Raw genomic sequence first — 22,330 nt, 5'->3', positions numbered from 1 at the left:
GCCGTCACCGATTCGGCCGCGCCTCGCAGTCGCGCAGGCACGGCTGCTCGCCCGTCGATTCTTCATTGGGCTCGCTTCGAGATTCGAGTTCTTCGGCACGCCGCGCGTTGGAGTGCAGGATCGCGTCAAGCAGCGGCGACTTGCGCAGCCTGCGCAGGAGATGGATGTTGGGGATGACGCAGTGGCCACCGATGAAGCCCGGAAAGTAGCGCGAGCGCGGAAGGAACTCGACCTCCTCGAAGAACCCCAGCGCTTCGTCGTAATCGGCGCCGACCTGCTCTGTGAAGCGGTTGAGCTCCTGGGCGAAGGCGATCAACGTTCCGAAGTAGGTCGTCTCGGCGAGCTTGGCCAGCTCGAGCGTCTCCGGTCGGCTCATTGCGCCCGTCTTTATTCCCGCCTCCTCGAAGTAGCAGCGCGCGCGTTCGGCGGTCGCGGGGTCGGGCGCGGCGACGAATTTCACGTAGCGCAGCAGATCCTCGACCATCCGCACGTGCTTGCCGCGCACCGGGCTATAGGCGACGGCGGCGCCAGTGCGGCGAGCGATCGCCCTCGTAGTGCCGGGCAGGACGGTGCTGTTGATTATCGTCAGCGCAGGACCAAAGCGCCCGATGTAGCCGCACACCGCGTCCGCGAACTCGCGCGGCTCGTGGAAGGGGATGCAGATGTGCATAACCTCGATCGGCTGGTCGAAGCTGCGCGGTTCGAGGTCGTGGCGCAGTACCGGGCGGCAGCGCTCGAGGACCGCCGCCAGCGCACCGCCGACTTCGCCCAAACCCACGATCAGCGTTTCCCCATGAGCCACTTGTTTTCCTCCTCGCTCGATGTTGCCGCGCGCGACGCCGCGTCGCGCGGGCGGGCGGCGGGACGCCGCTGAACAAGCAGCGCGTCGATCGCGCGATAGTATTCGGTGCGCTGGCTCGGCCATCCGATCCGCTCGAGCGCCCGGCGCGCATTGCGAGCCAGGGCGGCGCGCCGGAGGGGATCGCGGTGGAGTTCCTCGATAGCCATTGCCAGTTGGTGCGGATCGCCGGGCTCGAAGAAGCGCACGGCGCCGTCGAAGTAATGCTCGATGGTGCGCAGGCGGGCGGCGATCGCCGGGATGCCGAGCGCGGCGTAGTCGAGCAGCTTGGTCGGCAGCATCAGATGCGTCGCGCTGCTCGCCCGATTGGGTACCAGGCCTACGTCAACTGCGCCGAGTGCGCGCGGCAGCTGCTCGACCGGGACCGGATCCATGAAGCATACGCACCCCTCGAGCCCAAGGTGGGCGGCCAATCGCTTGGCTTCTTCAGCATAATCGCCGCTTCCGATCACGTTCATCCGCAACCCGGGGATCGCCCGGCGCACCAGCGCCACCGCCTCGAGCGCAATATCCAGCCCCAACCGGCGCGCCAGCGTACCATGGCAGGCGAGCGTGAACGGGCGGCTGTTGCCGACCCCAGAACGAACCGAAGCGCCAAGGTGCTCGGATGCGAAGGCGTCGTGAAGCATGCCCGCCATGCTGCCGCTGCTGGTGCCGGCGTCGCCGTTGCGCGCGCAGATGACGGAGGAATCCGCGCGGAAAACGGCGGGGTCGGGCGCATTCATGACGGTGCGGATCTTGTGCGGAGGAACTCCCGCCCGCACCAGGCGCATCCGGTGCGGTTCGTGGACGGCGAGCACCGTGTCGGCGCAACGCGCACTCGTCCGCTCCTCGAGCATCAGGAGCCTGGCGCCGAGCGCACCGCGCCGTCCGCCGAACTTGTCCTGATAAAGCTCGGGCATGGTGTCGTGGACGTCGAGCAGGATACGGCTGCCGAACAGCCGCGCCGGTAGCGCGCACAGGATCGCCGCGTCCGGCATCGTACAGACGATCACAACTTCGTAGGGCGCCTCCAAACTCAGCCGGAAGGCAGTCCACGCCGCCATCGCGAAAAACCGCAAATAGCTGCGCACATAGGCCGAGCGGCGCGAGCCGCGATAACGCGGCATCCGCAGCCCGATCACATTGACTCCGTTGAGCCGGCCGCTGTGCCCGCAGTCCAGGCACAGCACGTCGACGTGATCGCCGCGCTGGGCGAGTGCCTCGGCGTGGCGCTTGACGCGTCCGTCGTGGATGTAGGTCGTGTAGGCGATAAGCAGGATTCGGGCCACGGCTTCTCCTATGCGGTGAGCGGTTCTTCACTTAGTCTGACGGCCGTTGCGCGGTCGGCGCCCTCGCCGACGATGAGCGGGCATCCCTGCGCGAGGTGCAGCCGCATCCGCGCGCGCATCCGCCACCATTGCGCGACCTCGGCGGGCAGCGCGCGCCAGGCATTTTCGATTTCACCCAAGCGCCGCAGCAGCTCCGCGTAAGCGTTAAGATAGGCCCCCTCGCCGCAGTAGTCCGGATGAACGAGGGTCAGGATCATTCCGCCGAAGGCGGCGATCCATTTCGCCTTCATCGTCCACACCGGCAGCGGATCGCGGTGCAGCAGGTGAATCAGCGTATGGTCCTGGGGCAGCGTGTAAGGCAGTTCAACCACACGGGAAAGGAAGAACGGGAACAGGCTGCAGCTGCCTCCCGGCTGCGGCTCGTAGGGATCGGTGTCGGCCACGCTGGAGTCGAAGTCGAAGTCCAGGCACGCGATGAACTTGAGGTTGCGCAGGGTTGACGGCGCGCGGAAGCCGCGCAGGCCATGCTCGGCGGCCAGCCGTTCGACCATCGGGCCCAGCTCGGCGAACTCGCGCGGGCTGCGGAACAGGCGGCCGTCGTGGCTGAGCCCGTGGGCGCCGAACTCGAAGCCGCGGGCGCGCAAGCGTTCAACCCGCGACCAGTCGATCGGGTACTGGGCAAGGGGCAGGTTCCAGGCCGAACGGAAGCCGTGACGTTCTTCGAGTTCGGCCAATCGCTCCATCCGGTCGAAGCCGCGCGGGCTCTCGACGTCGTGGGTCAGGACGACGGCACAGCGCGCGCCCTGCGGCCAGAATCCGATATGCCAGCCGTCGCTTGCGCCGACCAGGTCGAGCGCGCGGCGCAGCCAGTCGCGCCGTAGTTCGCACAGCTTGCTTTCGCACGGCCAACTCGGAAACCTCAGCCGCTTGCGCGTGCGCACCGCCGCCGAGTTGAGGCGATAGCGCAACGCCGGGGGAATCAGGCGTTTGACCCGGTAATAGGCGCGCATCGCGGAGGGCGGCCGCCGATCGTCCTCGGGCAGGTACTCTTCGAACAGCAGCCGGCGGGCGGCGGCTTCGGAAGGCGCAATCGCCGCGGCGAGCGGGGCGCGCCAGTCTTCGGGCAGTTGCCAGAAGCTGAAGGCGTCGTTGCGCGCGGGCGCCATGTCCGGGCGCTCTGCCGCCTGCACCGGCGCGGCGGCGGAATTGAGACTCAGTGCCATACCGACTCCCGCAGCAAGAGCCGACGCATCTGTTGGCGGCGGACGAACCTGACCACCGCGGGCGACACCGGACGCGGCGAACGCCGCACGCTGCCCTCCAGATAGCCGGCCAACAGCGCCGCTCCGCCGACCACCGGCGGCCACTTGAATGCCGTCAGTCCGGCGCGCGCGGCGAGAAACAGCGGCGAGTAGCCGGCGTTGTAGGCCGCAAGGCCTGCGGCCTTGCGGCTGCGCCACAGCCCGCCGGCTGCCCCCTGCGGACGATGGTGGTAGGCGCGGATATGGCGGAAGCTGCGGGTTTTAAAGCCGAGCATCATTGCCCGCGCCTCATCGATCGTGTCCCAGCCGAGGTCGGCGACTAGCCCGCCAATCGCGGCGAAGCACGCGGTGGTGTACATCTTGGCCGCGCCGCGGGTATGGAAGGACGGCGCGCGCACTTCGCGCCAGCGCGCGCGGCGCATCTCGTACAGCGTGGGGCCGACAATGCCCAGGCGAGCGTCGGCTTCGAGCTCGGCCAACAGCAGCTCGGCGAAACGCGGCTTGAAGCTCAGGTCGGCGTCCAGCCGCAGGATCGCGTCGTAGCCCTCCCACGCCTCGCGGGGTAGAAAGTCCATGATCACCGACTCGCCGCCCGGCTGACGCGCGCGATTGCGCGGCAGATGGTGGGGCTGAATCCACGAATGGTGGAGGGCGGCGCGATCGATGATCGCGCCGGTGCGGTCAGTCGAGCCGTCATCGATGATGATCCAGCGGCCAGGCCTGCGCGTCTGCGCCACCATCGAGACGATCAGCCGCGGCAGATAGCCCTCCTCATCGCGCGCGGGCGTTATCGCGATATAGTGCTTCATCGGAGACCAACCACCGGATGCGCCGCTCGCGCCAGCGGCGGTTCGGAGGCGCACGCAGAGCCCTGCGCGAACATCGCCGCGATCCGCGCGCGTTCCATCCATGCCCAAGCGATCGCGGCGGGCAGCGCAGCCGCGGCCAGCAGCGGCACTCCATGCCATCCCGCCGCCATCGCGGCCGCCCTGCCCGCGAACGTGCACAGCCCGCACAACACGGCGAGCCATACGGCCGGCGCGGCCGCGCGCACGAGCGCGCCCGCCGGAATTTCCAGCAGCGTGCACGCCAGCGCCACCCCCATCACGCTCACCACGCCCTCGGCCACGCTCATCCCCGCGCTCACGCCGAACAGGCCCCAGCGAGCGCAGCCCCACACCGCGGCGACGATCAGCGCAAACCGCACGCCATGCAGGTAGATGTCGAAGGCGGGACGGTTGCGGCTGAAATACACCGCGCCGATGCCCAGCCGCATCCCGCGCAGCGCGAGCCCAGCCGCCAGCAGCCGCATCGGCGTCACCGCCGGTGTCCATTGCGGGCCGTAGAGCGTTTGCAGGATCTCCGGGGCCGCCAGCGCGCCGACCACTGCGATCGGCAGAACTATCAGCCCGGTGTAATCGAAGAACTCGCTGTAAGCGCGGGCGAGCCCGGCGCGGTCGTCCTGGATTCGGCAAAAGGCCGGGAAGGCGACCTGCCCAGCCACACGATGGAGCCGGTCGGGCACAAACCGCAGGAGATCCCACGCCATCGAGTAAAAGCCCAGCGCGCCGTCGCCCAGCAGGCGCCCGACGAGCAGGTAATCCGCGTTGGCGGACAGTAGGTTCATCAGGCGGCCGCCGGAAACCGTCGCCGCAAACGGCGCGAAATCACCTATCGCCGGCCCGCTCGGCAGCGCGCGCGGCAACTGCGGATCGGCCACCCACAGCGCGAGCGCATGCGTGGCGAGCCGCGCCGCTAGCGCGCCCGGCAGGCTCCACATCGGCAGCCCGCGCCAGAGCAAAACCATCGCGGTGATGAGAAAGGCAACCTCGGCGGCCACGTCGGCGGCGGCCAGCGCGCCGAAGCTCAGGCGGCGGCGCAGCCGCGCACCGGCGGCAACCGCGCTGCCTTCGAGTACGATGGGCAGGCAGAGCAACCGCGCGCCTTCGCACAACCGCGGCATCTTCATCAACGCGGCGAGCGCGGGCGCGGCGGCGTACAACAACGCCGCGGCGCTCACGGCGAGTCCCAGGCCCAGCCACCACGCGGCGGCCTCGTGCTCGTCGGTGACCTGCTTGCGCTGGACGAAGGCGTCGGGGACACCGGCCTCGCTGGCCAGCGCCGCAAACACCGTGATCACCAGCAACACACGCAGGAGCCCGAAATCCTCCGGACGCAGCGCGCGCGCGAGCACCATGAGGCCGCCGACTCGCACCGCCTGCGCAAGGATCTCGGCGATCATGTTGTCGCGCACGCCGCGTGTGACGGCTCGCCGAAGCTGCGCACGGCCGCGCGGGGCGGCGACTTCGGCGCGCTCGGTGCCCGCCCCCGGCGCGGGTTCGGTTTCGGCGCGACGGTCGGCCGGCGGATGCGAGTCGGGGCGCGCGCGACTCATACGCCGCCTCCGCGCAGCAGGGCCGGGACTGTGCGCGCCAGGATTCGGAGATCCCCCGCCAACGACCAGTCCTGGAGATATTGCACGTCGAGGCGGACCATCTCGTCGAACGACAGATGGTTACGGCCGCTGACCTGCCACAGCCCGGTGATTCCCGGTACGGCTTCGAGACGGCGCCGATGCCACGGCTTGTACAGCTCGATCTCGTAGGGCAGCGCGGGACGCGGGCCGATGAGGCTCATCTCGCCGCGCACCACGTTGATGAGCTGGGGCAGCTCGTCGATGCTGAAGCGGCGCAGCCAGCGGCCGACCGGCGTGATGCGGCGGTCGTCGGCGAGCTTGTATACCTTGGGGTCGCCGCCCCCGGCGTGCGCGGCGGCGGCGGCGCCGTCGCGGATCCATCGCCGGACGTAGTCGCGATGGGGCGCCTCGTCGGCCGTCGCGCGCATGGTACGCAGCTTGAGCATCTTGAATGGGCGACCGTGGATGCCGATGCGTTCCTGGCGAAACAGCACCGGCGCGCCGTCGAACAGCCACACCGCGAACGCGCCGAGCCCAATCAGCGGCAAGCCGGCGAGCAGCAGCAGACTGCCGGCCACGACGTCGAAAGCGCGCTTGAGGGCGAAGTTGAGGCCCTCGATGTTGGAGCCGCGCGGGCTGATGAGCGGGACGGCGCCGAACATCTCGACCCGCAGCCCGCCGGCGGGCCACTTGGAAAACCACGGCATCAACCACCAGCGCACGCGGAGTTCCTCGCACAGCGCGATCATCCGCTCCTGGGAGTCGCGCGACGCGTCGGGCAGCACGATCGCGACCTCCAGCGCCGGAAAGAGACTGCGGATATCGCGCAGCCGCTCGGTCGAATTGAAAACCGGGCAGCCGCGATACTGCGTCCGCCCGCCATCGTCGTCGGCGACGAAGCCCACCATCTCGTAGGGCGTGAGCTCGTCGAGCACCTGGTCGCACAAATGGCGGGCGAAGCGGTTGAAGCCGATCAGCACCAGCGGGATCGCGTTTTTGGGGTTGGTGTAAAAGCGGCGCACACAGCTGCGCGTGACCGTCCGCCCCAGCGCCACCGCCGGGATGCTCAACAAATAGCCGAGCACCACGGCGAGCCGCGACACTTCGACGTGCGCGAAGAAACCGACCAACACCGTGAGCAGCGCGGCGATCGAGCAGCCGCGCACGATCTGCGCCAGTTCGCGCAGGCCGCCATTGCGCATCCGGTAAAGGTCGCAGGCGCGAAATACCATCACCCACAGAAACACCAGCGCCAGCACGTTGAGTCCGAGCAGCGCGGGACTGGCGGCGAGCAGCCGCCCCTCCATCGCGCCCGCCGGATCGTGCAGCATCAGCGCGGCGGCGAAAGCCGCCAGCAGCGCGGCGCCGTCGGCGGCGGCGAACAGCGCCTTTTGCCGTTGTAGTTCGCCGGCGAACATGCCTTACTCGCCACGCTCTGGGGGGAAAATAGACATGGACGGGCTTCGGCCAAGCTCGCCGGCGAATGCGGATGAGCCTTCCTCCAGCGCTTCGAGCACTGCATCAGCCACGCACTCGACCTCGGAATCGGCCAGATGCGGATGCATCGGCAGCGAAAGCTCGGTGTCGGCGATTTCCTCGGCGACCGGAAAATCGCCGCGCCGATAGCCGAGGTCGCGGCAGGCCGGCTGGAGGTGGAGCGGCACCGGATAGTGGATGCCGCATTCGATGTTCCTGCTGAGCAGCGCCTGGCGCAGCGCGTCGCGCTGCGCGCTGCGCACGGCGTAGAGGTGGTAACAGGAGGAAAGTCCGGCAGGCTCGGCCGGCAAGTTCAGCCCGCAGTCCAGGAGCAGCTCACTGTACAGCGCGGCGATCTGGCGCCGGCGGCGGTTCCAGTGCTCGAGCCGCTCCAGCTTTGCGCGCAGGACCGCGGCCTGGATCGCGTCGAGCCGCGAATTGTAGCCGTAATGCTGATGGGCGTAGTGCGAGATGCGCCCGTGGTCGCGCAGCATCCGCGCACGCTCGGCCAGCTCGTCGGAGTCGGTCGCGATCGCGCCCCCGTCGCCCCATCCGCCGAGGTTCTTGCCCGGGTAGAAGCTAAAGCATCCTGCCGCGCCCAGCGTGCCCGCCGGCCGCCAACGCGCGCCGTCGTGCATCAGCGCGCCATGGGCCTGGCAAGCGTCCTCGATGATGCGCAGGCCGAACTCCAGGGCCACCTCCTGAATCTCGCGCATCGCGGCCGGCAGGCCGTAGAGATGCACGGGCATGACCGCGCGCGGCAGATGGGCACCGGCGTCGCGGCGCTCCTCGAGATAGCGCCGCAGCGCCCGCGGACTGAGGTTGCAGGTGTCGGGCTCGACATCAACCAGCACCGCGCGCGCGCCAGCCTGGCGGATCGCGGCCGCGGTGGCGATAAAGGTCATCGGCGTCGTGATCACTTCGTCGCCGCAGCCGATGCCGGCGGCGAGCAGGGCCAGGCGCAGCGCGTCGGTGCCGCTGCCGACCCCGATAACATGGCGCACGCCGAGAAAGTCGGCGAACTCGCGCTCGAAGGCCTCGACCTGGGCGCCGCCGATATAGGCGGTGTCGCGATGGAGCGCGTCGAGCTCGCGTTCGACGCTTTCGCGGATTTCCGCATTCTGTGCCGCAAGATCAACCAGTTTGATTCGCATCGGAATCTCCCCATCCCCCTGTTGCTGGCGCGGGCGCTGCCGACCGCCCGCCCGGCTAGTCGTGAGAAGCCCGCGCCGCGGCGTGGACACCAAGCCCACGCAGACGCGCCGGCACCCCGCTTACCACCGCGCCGGCCGGCACGTCGCGAGTCACCACCGCGCCTGCGCCGACCATCGCGCGCTCGCCGATTTCAACTCCGCACATGATCACCGCACCGCTGCCGATCGACGCGCCGCGCCGCACCACCGTGCGCTCCAGCACCCAGTCCTCGTCGCCCTTGGGGACGCCCGCGCCGTTGGTCGCGCGCGGCGCGCGGTCGTTGATGAAGACCACGCCGTGGCCGACGAAGACCTCGTCTTCGATCGTCACGCCCGAGCAGATGAAGCTGTGGCTGGAGATTTTGCAGCGGCGCCCGACTGTGGCATCGCGCTGGATCTCGACGAACGCGCCGAGGCGGGTTTCCTCGCCGATTTCGCATCCATAGAGGTTGACAAACGGGGCCAGGCGCACGCCGGCGCCGAGCCGCACATCGTCGGCTACGCAAGCCAGCCTGGGCACCTCGATCGCGCCCTTCATCACCGCCTCCTCGCTCCCCCTGGCATAGACCTGTGCGCCCCGCTCAGGCCCCGAGCGCGCTTTCCACCGCCACCTTGCGCCCGCCGCTGCGCAGCGAGACGTTGGCTGCGTGCAGCACGCTGACCACGCGCAGGCCCGACAGGCCGTCGGTACGCGGTGTGGCCGCGTTGCGGATGCACTCGGCGAAGTGCTCGCACTCGCTCTTGAGCGGCTCGGCCTCCTCGATGCGCGGGATCTGGATGTCGCCATAGCGGTAGGAGAACTGGAACTCGCCGAAAGTGTCGTAGTAGCGATGGACGTCGACGCCCTTGTCGTAGATGCGGATCTTTTCCTGCGGCGCGGTGTCGTCGTACACCAGCATCTTGCGCGAGCCGACGATGGTGGTGCGGCGGATCTTGTTGGGGTCGAGCCAGCTCACGTGGACGAACGCGATCACGTTGCGCGCGAAGTGCAGCGCGAGCAGCGCCACGTCCTCGACTCCGCCGCGGTAGTGGCTCTGCCCGTGGCAGCTCACCGCCTCGGGCATCCGCCCCATCAGCATCAGGATGATCGAGATGTCATGGGTGGCGAGGTCCCACACCACGTTGACGTCGTGCTGGAAGAGCCCGAGGTTGGCGCGGATCGAGCTCACGTAGAAGATCTCGCCGAGCTCGCCCGACGAGATAATCTGGTGCAGCTTGAGCACGGGCGCGCTGTACTCGAACGTATGCCCCGCCATCAACACGCGCCCGCGCTCGCGCGCCAGCCGCACCAGCTCGGCGGCCTCCGCCGGCGCCATCGCCAGCGGCTTTTCGACCAGCACCGCCTTATCCGCTTCGAGCGCGCGGCGCGCCATCGGATAATGGCGGCTGACCGGGGTCGCGACCACCACGCCCTCGACCTCGGGGTCTTCGAGCACGTCCTCGAAGCGCGGCGAGGTTTCGACCCCCGGATAGAGAGCCGCGACGTGCTCGCAGCGCGCGCGGTCGAGGTCGCAGGCGATGACGCGTCGGGCCGCGCGCAGCTGGCAAAAGTTGCGCACCCAGTTGGGACCCCAGTAGCCGAGCCCGACCACCGCCACCGCGCGCAGCCGCCGCTCGAGCGCCGCCGCGTCGCCGCGCCCGTCGTCCAAACGCCCTTCCGCACCAACTGCAGTCACAAGTTCGCCCATGTTTTCAGAAATCTCCGCAGGGGTTTGGCAACCGGATCGGTTGCGCCGTTAAGAATTACGCCCGCCACTGTGCGGCCGGCCGCACGCAAGGCGGCGGCGGTGGTGGTCAGCTCGCGCCGCTCGGTCTGCCCGTAGCGCGCCACCACCAGCACGGGATCGGCCGGCCGCGCCAGCGGCAGCATGCGCGCGTCCAGCCGGGTCACCCCCAGATCGATCACCGCCGCCGGATAGGCGCTTAGCAGCGCGCTGAACTGCTCGAACAGCTCCTGCTGCGCTTGGGCCTCCGCCAGGCAGCAGCTCACCAACTCCAGCCGCGGCCAGTCGGTCGCGCGCACCTGCAAGGCGCCGTCGAGCACCAGTTCGGGCGCATGCCGGTTGTTGCGCAGGAACAGACGGTGGAGCGAGGGATGGCGCAGATGGGCATCGACCAGCATCGTGCGCAGTCCCAGCCGCTGGCTGAGATCGATGGCCAACGCCGCCGCAACCGTCGAGGCGCCGTCGCCCGCCCGGCAGGCCGTCACGCCCAGACGCACCGCGCTTTCCACCACCGCCAGCGGCGCCAACCGTTCGCTGATGTCGCGAATGCCGCCGGCGCGTGCCACGGCCGCCGGCACCTGGTCGAGCACCGGCAGCGGAACCAGCGGGTTGGTGTTCGCAGCCTGCGAGTGGAACATCGACGTCTCGGTGCGCTGGCGTTCCTCGGCGTCGTGCGGGCGCGTCATCGCCTCGTAGTAGTTGCTCACGGTTCCCTCGAACTCCCCCTAACGGGCCGTCGCCGCCGCGACCGGCGGAAGGTAAACCGTCTGCCCCGGATAGATGAGATCGATGTTCTCGAGTTGCGGATTCACTGCGAGCAGTTCCTGGAGCGCTTGCTGCGATCCCAGGTAGCGGGCGGCAATCTTCGACAGCGTATCGCCGTAGCGCACGCGGATACCGTGCAGATGCGCCGCCACCGAGCTGGGTATGAGATTGCGGGCGGATACCGCTGCCGCGCCGCCTTTGTCCGCGCCGGCCGGCGTCGCGTCCTTCGTCGTCGCTCGGGCCGACGAGGGCGCCGCAGTCCGCCCGGGCGCAGGCACGATCGAAGTCGCGAGCTCAATCCCGAGCCGCCCTTGCGCGCCGTCAGCAGGAGCCACCGGCCGCAGCAGGACCCCTGGGCCGGTCGTTTTGGGTCCCGCCGCGGGCCGGATGGCTACGCTCGGATGCACTGGACTGGAAGCCAGCAGAATTTGCGCCGACCAGAGGTAGGCTGCACACAGTACCGCGAGGGCCAGCGCGGTAACCGCCAGCGCCGCCCGCGCGACCCATCGCGACGACCGCTCGGCCGCCGGAGCAGGAGCCTCGCTGGCGCCGCGCGGATACGCGGGGCCAAGCAGATCTTCGTATTCGGCAACCGCGGTGTGCGCCATCGCCAGGCTGACCCGCTTGGCGCCGGCCGCGTAGCCCAGCAGCATCGCGTTATGGCAGAGCACGTTGATGCGCCGCGGGACGCCGCGGCTGCGCTCGATCAGATGGTTGAGTGCCGCCGAGGCGAAGATCTTGCGCGCCGTGCCGCCCTTGGCGCGCAGCCGGCAATCGATATAGTCGCGCACCTCGGCCGGCGTCAGCGGCTTGAGCAGCGCGCGGGCGCCGATGCGCTGGTTGAGACTGCGCATCCGCGGGACCGACAGTCGCTCCATCAGTTCGGGCTGGCCGACGAAGATCATTTGCAGGCGACGCTCGGCGGCGGCGTCGGCATTGGAGAGCAGCCGCAGCTCCTCGAGCGTCTCGGCGCTGAGGTCCTGCGCCTCATCGATAATGAGCGCCACCCGCTCACCGGGCGCGAGATCGTCGAGCAGGTGCACGAAACTCTCGATGGTTTCGACCTTGCCGTGTCCTCCGATGCCTGGCGCCAGCTGCGAGAGCGCGACCCGCATGAGCTGCTCAAAGCTCAGCCGGGGATTGGTGATGAACGCGGCGCGCACGCTCTCGTAGCGCCGTGCGAGGAGCGAGCAGACCAGCGTGGTCTTGCCCAGCCCGCTCTCACCGATCAGCAGTGTGAAGCCAGTGGGTTCGCGCAGCAGGCCCCATTCAAGCGCCGCCAACCCTTCGCGATGGGTCTTGCTCAGGTACAACGCGTCGGGCGTGGGCGTGAACTGGAAGGGCGGGCCGCTGAGACCAAAGTGCTGATGATACATCGGTTCTGGCCTCAACCCTGGTTGTGGAGCACCGCGATGGTGGAGACGCCGCTCGCCTGCTCCACCGAGAAGGCCGAATAGAGCCGGGGGTCGCTGCACTCCTCCCACCACGCCGCGCACAGGCCGGCCACGGCGCCCAGCACCAGGCCCGCCAGCAGGTTCAGCCACAGGATCGGAGCGACCGGCTGGAGCGGCTCGTTCGGCGCCTGGGCCAGGGCGACATTGAGGATCTGACTGGAGTTGAGGCCTTGCGCCGCCCGAGCTTCTTCACCCTTGCGTACGTAGGAGAGATAAGCCTCCTTGGCGGTTTCCACCTTGCGCTGAAGCTGTTCGATCGCAACTCCGTTGTTGACCAGTTCGGTGAGCTGCCCGCGCGTCGCTTCAACCTGCTTTTCGAGCGCGTCATGGCTGGCAGCGAGCGCGGAAGCGTTGGCTTGCGACTGCTTGAGACTCTGGTCGATCGCGACCCACACGGGGTTTAGATCAGTCGAGACCTCCTGGACTTCGAGATGGTTTTCGCGGTCGAGGATCTTCTGCGCCGCGGCCAGGCGCGCGTCGATCTCGCTGATCCGCCGGCTGTTGGGCTGGTAGCGGGTTAAAAGCTCGGCGCGCTCCGATTGCAGCTTCATCACCTCGTCCTTGAGCTGGGCGAGCGCGAGGTTTTGCACCGAGCGCTGCTCCTTGCTGATGCGCTGCGGCGTCCGTCCCAGTTCCTGCTCGAGCGCCGCGACCTGCTGGCGCGTCGAGGCGAGCTGCGCCGAATTCTGTGAGTATTCAAGCTGCAATTGGGAGAGCCGGTTGACCAGCGCCTGCTTCTGGTCGGGCAGGCTCGTTATCCCGGTCTTGACCTGGAGCTGGCGCAGGTTCTCCTCAGCGCCGTTGAGCTGCGCCTGGAGCAGCCCGGCCTGGCGACCGAAGAAGCGCTCGGCCTGCGGGTCATGCGAGAGCCGCGCGTGATAGTCCATATACTGATCGATCAGCCGGGTGAGGAACTCGCGCGCCCAGCGCGGATCGTGCGCGCGGAAGCCGATCTCGATTACGTCAGAGCGCTTGATCACCGAGGCGTTCAGATGGTGGGCGAGCTTGAGCGCCCATCGATCCTGCGGGCTCATCTCGGGCGCGCCGTGCAGGAGCCGGTAGCCGTCGTTCGGAATGTCGAGCGCGAGGCCCACCGTGCTGTGCAGGAAGGAAGAGGCGGAGTTTTCCGCAGGCACCGGCAGTCCCGCGATCGCACGCTTGATCAATTCGATTGAGGTGATCAGTTCGACTTCCGAGTTGAGGTCCTGTTCGCTGACCGGGTTGGTGATTACCGCTGGATTCTGGGGCGATTCGGTCTGGAGCCCGGGCGAAACCAGCAGCTGCGCGCGGTTGTTCTGCACCAGGATCTCGGCGCTCGACTGGTAGACCGGCGGCCATAGCAGAGTCACAAGGGCGACCAGGCCCACGATGATGGCCGCAGTCTCGAGAAACGCCGTCCGGCGCCGGTATATCAGCTCGATCCAGTAATTCAGGTCGCGTCGCACCATGGTCAGACAGCTCCGCTCACAGTGGCGGTCCGGGGAACGACAGGTACGGCTCGATCGGCAGCAGGCCGCGGATATAGTGCTGGACGAAGAGGTCCATGTTGGCGATTCGGCTGCGCGGAACGACCAGGATGTCGTAGGGCATCAGGCCAACGTCTTCGGCGCTGCTCGCGCCGTCGGCGGCGCTGGCCAGATCGATGCGCTGGCCGGTGGGACGTCCGCAGGCGTCGCGCCGGATCAGCACCACGCTGTCGTCGGCCGCGTCAGGAGTGACCCCGCCGGCCTCCGCCAGCGCCTGCAGAGCGGTCATCCCGGGCTGGAGCGGGAAGGAGCCGGGCCGGGTGACCTGGCCTTCGACGTAGATCTGGCGCGCGGGCATATTCTTGACGTTGACCACGGCGTTGGGCGAGCGCAGTTCGGTCGAGTACGCCTTGTCGATCTCCTGTGCGAGTTGAGTCGGGGTCAGGCCGGCCGCCGGAATGGCGCCCACCATGCGCAGCTGGATCTTGCCGTCGGGATCGACCGCGACCTGGTCGTTGAATTCAGGATCGAGGTAAAAGTCGATCTCGAGCTGATCGCCGGGCTGGATACGATACGAGCGGGGGTCGGTTGGTGCGGGGTGGAGCGCGGCCGATTGCACGGCGGCATTGTTCAGGCACTGTTCAGGCGAGAGCGCGTCCGCCCGGGCACCGGCAAGGTCGCCATGTGCTGCCGAACCGGCGCATCCGACGAGCATCAGCGCCGCCGCCGCCAGCCAGGCGGGCCAGCACAGCACGGCACCGCGCATCTCATGCGCTTGCGTTTCATCCTCGTAACGAGCGGGCAACTGACCTCTCATCGCACCCTGCCAGACCTGAGCGAACCGCTTGATGGGCCCGGAGTACGCCTCGCGACGGAGCCGTCGATCTTGAGCCATCAGCCTTCCACCACCCCCGCTCATCAATTTTGTACGTGTCCCTGTCGAGATTCCGTACGAAGCGATTCCGGGCCGCGATGAATGTTCGTCCTGTTCAGTGGAAGTCGTCGTTCGACGACAGTTGCGCTGACTCAAGGCAAGCTCCATGCCTGAGCCGGAATTCGCCGATCCGCAGAGTTTTTCGACGTGTCGCAGAGCTTGATGGCAAACGTTACCGAGACACGGCGCAAAATTTACTTGGAGTGCATCGGCACGCTTCGCGCTGCATTCAATTGCCGTTGACGCCGATTGCGAATCAGCATCGGGTGTGAGCGCTGCATTGCTGTGCAAACCGCGACAAGTCGCACTGCGTTTTCGATTAGCTTGTGATGTTGTGCAGTAGATATTGGATTTGTGATACTGCCAATTGCTCTCAGTTGGCCTCTATTACGCACTTGCTTTTACCGCACGCGCCATGCGATCAACCCTCTAACGTCCGCGTCGCTCGAAACTTCGCGCGGACCTGCGAGGCGCTATGCAATTTGAAACCCTTGCCTGGGGCTACGGCCTGCTCGAAGGGCCGCGCACCGACGAACACAACCGGCTTTACTTCAGCGACGTGCGCGTGGGCGGTGTCTTTCGCCGCGCGCCTGACGGCGGGATCGAAACGCTCATCCCGGGGCGCACCTTCGTCGGCGGGATCGCCCTGTGCGAGGACGGCGGAATCGTGGTGACCGGCGCAAGCCTCGCCAAATGGGATTCGCGCAGCGCGCAGCTCACCGACATCTTCGCCCACTGGGAGGGCAAGCCGCTATTCGGACTCAACGACCTGACGGTCGACGCTTACGGCAGCATCTGGACCGGCTCGTTCGGGATGGACATCACGAAGTTCGACTTCACGAGCAAGCCGCCGCCGGGCGCGCTCTTCCGCATCGACCCGCCGGACGCGGTCACCATGCTCTACGAAGGGATCGAAGTCACCAACGGGCTCGGCTTCAGCCCCGACGGGCGCCTGCTCTACCATTGCGACACCACGACTCGCGCCGTGTGGGCCTACGATTTAAGCCCCGAGCGCGGACTGAACGGGCGGCGCGTCTTCGCGCGCCTGCCCGAAGGGATGCCCGACGGGATGACGGTTGACGCGGAGGGCGGGGTGTGGGTGGCGGTGGTCGGCGGCCCGGGCGAGCTCGCGCGTTTCAGAGCGGACGGCGTGCTCCGAGAGCGGATCAAAGTACCCGCGCGCACAGTCACCAGCGTCGCGTTCGGCGGCCCCGACATGGGCGACCTTTATGTGGTCACCGCCAACAACAGCGAGGTACGCGACCGCAAGGGGACGATCTTCCGCGCGCGTCCGGGGGTTGCCGGGCAACCGGTGCCGAGGGCACGGTTCTAGGTCAGGGAAAACGCGGTAGCGGGCGCCAGCGGCAATCGCCGCGCCTGGCGCGACCGTTATGCATGCACTGTCGCAGATGAAGCGAGACCCTCACGACTACAGCCTGGCCGCACGCGGCGGCCATGAGCGCGCGGCGGCGCTCGTGCCGGTCAACTTTTTCATTCTCGCGGTGCTGTTCTTCGCGGTCGGGATTGCGGCCGCGCCGCTGCTCGTGCCGCGCGTGGTAGCAAACTATTTCTACGGTCCCTGGCAGCTCGCAATCGTCCATACGTTCACGCTCGGATGGATCACGGCGAGCATCATGGGCGTGATGTACCGCTACGCGCCGGCCCTGGTGCGCCGCCCGCTGCCCTTTCCGCGGCTCGCGGTCGCGCAACTCGTGCTGTTCTTCATTGGGGCGAGCGGGATGGTGTCGCACTTCGCCATCGGGATCTGGCTGGGCATCTGGCTGGCCGCGCTGGTGATGCTGGCGAGCGTGGTGCTGTTCGCAGTCAACCTGCTGCCTCTGCTCTGGCCGCAGCTCGGCGCCGGCGTCGCCGAAACCGGGATGTTCGCGGCGATCTGGTTTCTGCTTGCCGCGGCCACGCTCGGCCTGCTGCTCGCAATGGATAAGAGCTACGGCTTCATGGGCGGAAGCCTGTTGACCAACCTCGGCGCGCACGCCGCGCTGGCGGCGGCGGGATGGGTGACAGTGGCGATATGCGCGGTGTCGTACCGGATGCTGCCGGCCTTCATCCTGCCCGCCGTTCCCCTGCCCCGCGCCGCGATCTATCAGCTCTACGCGCTGATAGTTGGCGTCGTCGGGCTGGCGGCGACGCTGCTCGCCGGCGTGCGCGGAGCGACGGTCTGGGCCGTGCTCATCGCGCTATCGCTGCTCGCGTACCTGGCCACGATGGCGCGGCTGATGCGCACGCGGAGGATGGCGCTGGACTGGACCGCGCGCCACGCGCTGGCGGGCTTCGTCTGGCTCGGCGCAAGCGCCGCCGCGGCGGTCGCGCTCGCGGGCGGGGGCGCGTCAAGCCTCGAGGGCAGCCGGCTCGCGGCCGCCTTCGGAGCGGCCGGTCTGCTGGGCTTCTTCAGCAACTTCATCATCGGCATGTCGTACCATTTGTTCGCCGGCTTCGTGGTCCGCGCGCGCAGCGCCGCCGGATGGGTCGCAGTGCGCGCGGAGAGCCTTGGCACCGCGCGCCCGCGCCTGTTCGTCTTCGTGGCGTTCAATGCCGGGGTCCTCGCGCTGAGCGCGGGCCTGATGGCAGGCGCTGCAACGGTGGGCACGGCGGGCGCGGCGCTGGCCGCGCTGGGCGGGCTGGTGTATGCGGCCGTCACGCTGAGGACTTTGAGTTTTGCCTATCGCAGCGCCGCACCCGGCGAACCCGGCAGTCCGGCGCTGAGCGGCACCGGCGCGCGCTCGCGCTAGGCCGTCAAGCGCCCGCTGCGCGCCAGGAGGCGTGCGCCGTGCAGCGCGCTGCGGCAGTGCGCTTAGAAGTCGAGCGGCAGTTCGAGGAAATTGCGGTAGATGAAATCGCGATGCTCGAACAGGACCGGTGCGCACGCGGCTTTGATCGTCGGATCGGTGTTGGTGTATACGCGCCGAAAGCCCTGCGGCATCGGGCACAACTCGTCGGGCAGCGGATCGAGCAGCGCGGCGAATGTCGCCCAGTATATGTCGAGCGCGCTGAGGGCGTCGCCGATGAAGAAGCGGCTGCCGCGAGTGTGCTGGCGCTCGAGTTGCGCGCGCAGCGCACGCAGGATGCCCGCGATGCGCGCCGGTGCGGCCTCTGCGGCGCCGCGCTCGTAGCCGTACTTGGTCCCGAGATAAGAGGAAAGCTGGCGCGCCGACTCGCTCGCACTGTTCATCCCCTCGTGGATGATCATCAGCCGCTTCGACCATCCCAGGCCGTTCTCGCCGCACAGCTCGTTGGCGTAGCCGAACATCAGCGCGCGCTCTTCCAGGCTCGCCGGTATCAGCGCCGGATTGGGCGCCAGCCGCTCGGCCAGGAAAAGCTGGTCGTTCCAGATGCTGCGCGGGCGCTCGTCGTTCCAGATCATGACCGGCGCGCTCGCCTGCGCGGTCCATTGGACCAGCGCGAGGTTGGCTCCGCCCAGCTCCTGGCGCACCTTCACGTAGGGAAGTTGCTTGACGTGAAGGATGCTCTTGGCGGCCTCGCTCCACGGCCCGGGCACGCCCGGCGTGAGCACCAGTCTGAGCCCGCTCATCGAGCGCGCCTGTTCGATTTCGACGTACTGGGCCATGGTCGCGGATTCTCCTTCGGCCACCGTTTGGCCGCCCGCACCTGCGCGCGGCGCGGCACGAGCGTCCGTTAGCTTGTGCCAGAAACGCGGCCAGAAAGAAAAGCCCCCGAAGGCGCCCTGCCTTCGGAGGCCCGCAATCCGTGGGTGCGGGGGTCGCCTAGTAGGCGATCACCATCTGCGAGCTGCTGGTCAGCGGGAGTGTGACAGCTGGCATCCCGAACAGCGGCTGAAAGTTGTAGGTCACCGTGACGCTTACGACTTTCCCCGGATCGTTATTGCCCGAAGGTCCGGGGCAGGTGCCGCTCTGCGGATTCCAGCAGGAAGTCACGCTCAAATCGCTCGCGCTCAACCCCTGCAACTGGTTCTTGACGTAGTTCGTGATGGCCGTCGACGTCGCCGGGGAAAGGCTGTGCGAACCATGCACGATCGCATAGCGCACGGCGTTGCGCGCCGCACTGGAGACGAAGCTATAGGTGTAGAGCGCATACCCGAATGAGGTGACGGCGAACAGCAGGGTCAGACACGGGAGTGCGACGAGCGCGAACTCGACCGCCGCCTGCCCGCGCGCGCCGCCGCCCCTGCGCCGCGGGCTCCTCATCGCTTTCTTCCAGCTCACGGCCTGACCTCCATCATCGCGGTGTAGCTGATCGGAATCGTGGAGGGGACGCCGGGGTAGTTGAGCAGCGTATGGAAGGTTGTGCGGGTCGTGACCTGGACGTAGGTCTGCGGCTGCGCGCAGGCCGCGGGGCTGCACGCTACCACCGCGCCATTGCACATGCAGACGTCGGACGCGGTCGCCGTAAGCCCGGCGATATTCTGGCCGTCGTTGAGCGCGGCCTGTTGGATGCTATCGAACTGGATCGCCTTAAGCAGGCTCTGGGAGCCGTACGCCACGCCGGCGCGCGCCGCGTTGGCCACCGCGATCGAGAGGTAGAACACGCGCGCGAAGTCCGCCACCACCACCAGCAGCAGCGCGAGCGTAGGCAGAACCAGGGCGAGCTCGACCATGCTCTGCCCTTTGGTCATTTTGCGCAGACGAAGCATGTATCCTCCCTCCCTATTCGACCAGCGAGGCATCCTTGATCAGCGGCCCCTGGAGACAGCATCCGTTGAGGCAGGTTCCGTTTGCGACTGAAGTGTTGCCGGTAATGTTCAAAGTGTCGGAAATCAGCAGTGTAAACTGGTTGTTGGCGCCGCTACTGCCGCTGTAGTTGAGCGCGGTGGTCGGAAAATAGAGCGCGCCGGCGAAGGTTGACGTCGAGCTGCCGTTGATCGTGCTGCCCACGCCGTTAGTCATCGAGCGGTCCTGGAAGAACAGCACCCCCGGAACCGAGCCGCCGCTCGAGGTGCAGGGCGCGCTCAGGTTCACCGTCGCGTTGCTCGCGATATTGACCCCACCGTACGCGTTGGGGCTGCCGTTCGAGGTGTTCTGGCCGGTGAGGAAGAAAGTCACTCCCGAGCCGGAAACCGTGGCGCCGCCGTCAATCTGGATCCCGCCGCCATCGATAATGTAAAGGCCGGGGTTGAAGGTCACGTTGGCGCCGCCGGCGAGGTGAATGCCGCCGCAGAAGATTCCCGGATTCACCGTCCCGTTGAGCGAAGTTGGATGAAAACTGCCGTTGGGACACTGCGTGGAATCGAACGAAGGTTGCTGGATCCATGCCAGCGGATCGCCAAAAGCGGGGATTCCCTGCGCCACCGGCATCGTGCCGCCGCCGTTGACGTTGGTTTGCCCCACCACACCGACGAAGGGAGATCTCACGACCCCGCCGCCGCCCACGGTCATCGCCGTCGAACTGCTGGAGTTGTCGTAGATGCCGCAGGCCGAGCTTAGACTGGTGTTACCGTTGACCGTAATCGCCCCCGAGGCGCCGGGGTCGAGGCTGAACACGCACGAGCCCGCACCCACTGCAAGCGCGGTTGCGCTGGCAGAAACCGGTACCTGGTTCCATCCCAGCACGCGCATGAAATAGGTAGGCTGTGATTGCAGGACCGTCACCCGCACGGCGCTCGCCAGCCCCTGGTAGCTCCCCGAGGTCGGGGGGTTTTCCACCGTAACGGAAACCGCGCTGCTGCTGGTCGAGCTGGTGGAGCCGTCCTGGAAGCCGTTTTGTTGGGCGCCGTATTTGGCGGCCGAAACCAGGTCGCTGCCGCTCTCGCCCATCGTGAGCGCGTCCACCCCCGCCATCGCCGCCGCGTCCGCCGCGCTCTGCATGCGCCGTCGGATGGTCCACAGATTACCGACGTCAACCGCCAGCGCCGCCATCCCCAACAGGGCGACCAGCGCGACCGAAGCCAGCATCATCGTTTGACCGCGTGGCTTCAGCGCAAAACTTCGTCGCGCGAGCGCAACATTGATCCGTTGACCCATTTCGCCTTCCCTCCGCCGACCGGAATTAAACGTCGGGAAAAGTCGTCATAGCTCGGCTTATCAGATTGCGACAGAATTCGAATGCGGGTATCAGCAAACTCCAAGCCATGCGGCCTTGTGGCTGGCCACACTGGCAGTTTGCGCAAAATCGCAGCCAGGGCCGGACTGCATCGTGGTGCCCGACTCTCGACCCAGAAGTTGCCTGCGTGGAGGGATTTGCGCCTGACCGAAATCGGCCTACTCGGGACGTGGACCGGTTGCCGGAAGGGCAAGCGCCAGCGCGAGGGCGAGTAGCGTCAGTCCCACGTTGAGCCAAAGCACGGCCGGGATGCTCCAATGGGCGGCGAGCGGCCCCAGCGGTATCATCGCGCCCGCCCCAATCCCGTTCGAGAACCCGAGCGCCAGCCCCGAGCCGAGCGCGCGATTGTCAGGCAGAAGGTCCTGCGCGATCAGGATCTGGAGCGGGAAGGTGGAGAAAATCGTGATCCCGAGAACACCCAGGATAAGCCATTGCATCAGTCCGCCGGTAAGCAGGTAGAGGCCAAGGAAGACCGCCGAGAGGGCGGTAGCACCGATAACCACCGACTTGCGGCTGAAATGGTCGGACAGATGGCCGCCGCCGAGATTGCCGAGCACACCCACGGTGAGCAGGGTCGTGATCAGCGAGGCGCCCCCCACCAGCGAGCCGCCCTGCTCTTTCCATAGCAGCGGCAGGAAGGTGGTCAGACTGTACATCACAACCGCGCGCGTGCTCGAGTAGGCGACCACGCTGACCAACGGCCAGAAGTTGGCGTTGATGTGCGCGCGATGGGCCGGCTCGCTGGGGCGCGCGCGCAACCGCGGCAGCTCATGGACGATCAGCGGCATCGTCAGGATCGTCGGAAGCGCAAGCAACAGAAGACCGCGCAGCCCGAAGTACTCCACGGCCAACGCCGCCACCATCGGCCACAGACCGCGCCCCAGTTCGCCGCCGATCAGAAAAATCGAGATGTACAATCCCTGGCGCCGGGTTGACATCTCGCGCACGGCGGCGAGCGCCTGGGGATGGAAGATCGCGCTGCCCATCCCGACCAGCAACAGCACCCCAAGCAGGCTGTAGTAGCCGGGGACAATTCCGACCAGCGCGCCGGCGACGGTGCTGAGCGTAACGCCGGCGATTACGAAGGCGCGGCCGCCGACGCGGTCGGCAATCCATCCGCACGCCGGCTGCAGCGCCTGCCCGATGAGCAGCGCCGACATCACGACGCCCACCAACGCGAGCCGGATGTCGAGCGCGATCAGGATCGCCGGCAGCACCGCGGGCAAGTAGTTGGAGCCGCCGTCGTTGAGGAAGTGCGCCCACGCCATCGAGAACAGCCCCCAGACGTGATTGGGCGTCGTCGCCAGCGGCGCGGCGGCGGCGTTCGGCGCGGAGCCACCCGTCGCCCTCGTTTGTGCGCTCGGCATCCGCACGGATTTCGGTCCGTTCGGATCTATTTAGCCTAGCCCGCTCGCGCGAGCCATCGCCGGAGCGCGCGCTGCTCGGTCGGGCGAGCAATTGCCTTATACCGCGC

At 67.7% G+C, this 22,330-nt stretch carries 20 protein-coding genes; 2 read left to right on the top strand and 18 right to left on the bottom strand.

Annotation, left to right across the window (positions count from 1 at the left end):
- Window positions 1-4: 4 nt before the first annotated feature.
- From VFB33_08690 to VFB33_08630, 13 genes are read right to left on the bottom strand one after another with little or no spacing between them, the layout of a single operon-like run.
- A complete protein-coding gene (locus VFB33_08690) occupies window positions 5-802 on the bottom strand; it encodes a hypothetical protein (GenBank protein ID HZO81759.1) in 798 nt (265 codons plus the stop codon).
- Window positions 781-2,130 (bottom strand): glycosyltransferase family 4 protein, encoded by a 1,350-nt coding sequence (locus tag VFB33_08685; protein ID HZO81758.1) that lies wholly within the window; start codon window positions 2,128-2,130, stop codon window positions 781-783. The genes VFB33_08690 and VFB33_08685 overlap by 22 nt, the downstream gene beginning before the upstream one ends.
- An 8-nt stretch (window positions 2,131-2,138) precedes the next feature.
- Window positions 2,139-3,353: a hypothetical protein gene (locus tag VFB33_08680; GenBank protein ID HZO81757.1), complete on the bottom strand. Its 1,215-nt coding sequence runs from the start codon at window positions 3,351-3,353 to the stop codon at window positions 2,139-2,141.
- Window positions 3,344-4,201, bottom strand: coding sequence for a glycosyltransferase family A protein (locus tag VFB33_08675; protein HZO81756.1), 858 nt, complete (start codon window positions 4,199-4,201; stop codon window positions 3,344-3,346). The genes VFB33_08680 and VFB33_08675 overlap by 10 nt, the downstream gene beginning before the upstream one ends.
- Window positions 4,198-5,787 (bottom strand): oligosaccharide flippase family protein, encoded by a 1,590-nt coding sequence (locus VFB33_08670; protein HZO81755.1) that lies wholly within the window; start codon window positions 5,785-5,787, stop codon window positions 4,198-4,200. The genes VFB33_08675 and VFB33_08670 overlap by 4 nt, the downstream gene beginning before the upstream one ends.
- Window positions 5,784-7,226 carry a sugar transferase gene (locus VFB33_08665; GenBank protein HZO81754.1) on the bottom strand — a complete coding sequence of 481 codons (1,443 nt, stop codon included), beginning with the start codon at window positions 7,224-7,226 and terminating at the stop codon, window positions 5,784-5,786. The genes VFB33_08670 and VFB33_08665 overlap by 4 nt, the downstream gene beginning before the upstream one ends.
- A gap of 3 nt (window positions 7,227-7,229) precedes the next feature.
- Complete coding sequence (locus tag VFB33_08660) at window positions 7,230-8,438, bottom strand: DegT/DnrJ/EryC1/StrS family aminotransferase (protein ID HZO81753.1); 1,209 nt, start codon at window positions 8,436-8,438, stop codon at window positions 7,230-7,232.
- 55 nt (window positions 8,439-8,493) lie between these two features.
- Window positions 8,494-9,015 carry an acyltransferase gene (locus VFB33_08655; protein HZO81752.1) on the bottom strand — a complete coding sequence of 174 codons (522 nt, stop codon included), beginning with the start codon at window positions 9,013-9,015 and terminating at the stop codon, window positions 8,494-8,496.
- Between the two features lie 43 nt (window positions 9,016-9,058).
- Complete coding sequence (locus VFB33_08650; protein ID HZO81751.1) at window positions 9,059-10,126, bottom strand: Gfo/Idh/MocA family oxidoreductase; 1,068 nt, start codon at window positions 10,124-10,126, stop codon at window positions 9,059-9,061.
- A gap of 23 nt (window positions 10,127-10,149) precedes the next feature.
- Complete coding sequence (locus tag VFB33_08645) at window positions 10,150-10,908, bottom strand: hypothetical protein (protein HZO81750.1); 759 nt, start codon at window positions 10,906-10,908, stop codon at window positions 10,150-10,152.
- Window positions 10,909-10,926: 18 nt separating this feature from the next.
- Entirely contained in the window at window positions 10,927-12,342 is a 1,416-nt protein-coding gene (locus tag VFB33_08640; GenBank protein HZO81749.1) for an AAA family ATPase, read from the bottom strand.
- A gap of 11 nt (window positions 12,343-12,353) precedes the next feature.
- Complete coding sequence (locus VFB33_08635) at window positions 12,354-13,868, bottom strand: hypothetical protein (GenBank protein HZO81748.1); 1,515 nt, start codon at window positions 13,866-13,868, stop codon at window positions 12,354-12,356.
- 16 nt (window positions 13,869-13,884) lie between these two features.
- Window positions 13,885-14,703, bottom strand: a complete 819-nt coding sequence (locus VFB33_08630; protein HZO81747.1) for a polysaccharide biosynthesis/export family protein — start codon at window positions 14,701-14,703, stop codon at window positions 13,885-13,887.
- 592 nt (window positions 14,704-15,295) lie between these two features.
- Here VFB33_08630 and VFB33_08625 point away from each other — a divergent pair.
- Together VFB33_08625 and VFB33_08620 are read left to right on the top strand one after the other, a co-directional pair.
- Window positions 15,296-16,153, top strand: a complete 858-nt coding sequence (locus VFB33_08625; GenBank protein ID HZO81746.1) for an SMP-30/gluconolactonase/LRE family protein — start codon at window positions 15,296-15,298, stop codon at window positions 16,151-16,153.
- 76 nt (window positions 16,154-16,229) lie between these two features.
- Window positions 16,230-17,570, top strand: a complete 1,341-nt coding sequence (locus VFB33_08620; protein HZO81745.1) for a hypothetical protein — start codon at window positions 16,230-16,232, stop codon at window positions 17,568-17,570.
- A 62-nt stretch (window positions 17,571-17,632) separates the two neighbouring features.
- Here VFB33_08620 and VFB33_08615 read toward each other — a convergent pair whose 3' ends face one another.
- The 5 genes from VFB33_08615 to VFB33_08595 all read right to left on the bottom strand — a co-directional run bounded on the left by VFB33_08615 (window position 17,633) and on the right by VFB33_08595 (window position 22,223).
- Window positions 17,633-18,406: a hypothetical protein gene (locus tag VFB33_08615; GenBank protein HZO81744.1), complete on the bottom strand. Its 774-nt coding sequence runs from the start codon at window positions 18,404-18,406 to the stop codon at window positions 17,633-17,635.
- 157 nt (window positions 18,407-18,563) lie between these two features.
- On the bottom strand, window positions 18,564-19,022 hold the full coding sequence (locus VFB33_08610) for a TadE/TadG family type IV pilus assembly protein (protein HZO81743.1): 459 nt from the start codon (window positions 19,020-19,022) through the stop codon (window positions 18,564-18,566).
- Window positions 19,019-19,450 carry a TadE/TadG family type IV pilus assembly protein gene (locus tag VFB33_08605; GenBank protein HZO81742.1) on the bottom strand — a complete coding sequence of 144 codons (432 nt, stop codon included), beginning with the start codon at window positions 19,448-19,450 and terminating at the stop codon, window positions 19,019-19,021. Before VFB33_08605 ends, VFB33_08610 begins: the two co-directional genes overlap by 4 nt.
- 13 nt (window positions 19,451-19,463) lie before the next feature.
- A complete protein-coding gene (locus VFB33_08600; GenBank protein HZO81741.1) occupies window positions 19,464-20,711 on the bottom strand; it encodes a TadG family pilus assembly protein in 1,248 nt (415 codons plus the stop codon).
- A gap of 303 nt (window positions 20,712-21,014) precedes the next feature.
- The gene (locus VFB33_08595; GenBank protein ID HZO81740.1) at window positions 21,015-22,223 is read right to left on the bottom strand and encodes an MFS transporter; all 1,209 of its coding nucleotides are present in this window, start codon (window positions 22,221-22,223) and stop codon (window positions 21,015-21,017) included.
- Between the last annotated feature and the right edge of the window lie 107 nt (window positions 22,224-22,330).

It is taken from the genome of Candidatus Binataceae bacterium, from assembly GCA_035650475.1.
GTDB lineage: Bacteria > Desulfobacterota > Binatia > Binatales > Binataceae > JAKAVN01.
Note: the sequence above shows the minus strand (reverse complement) of the source record. Positions and strands in the feature narration are given on the sequence as shown.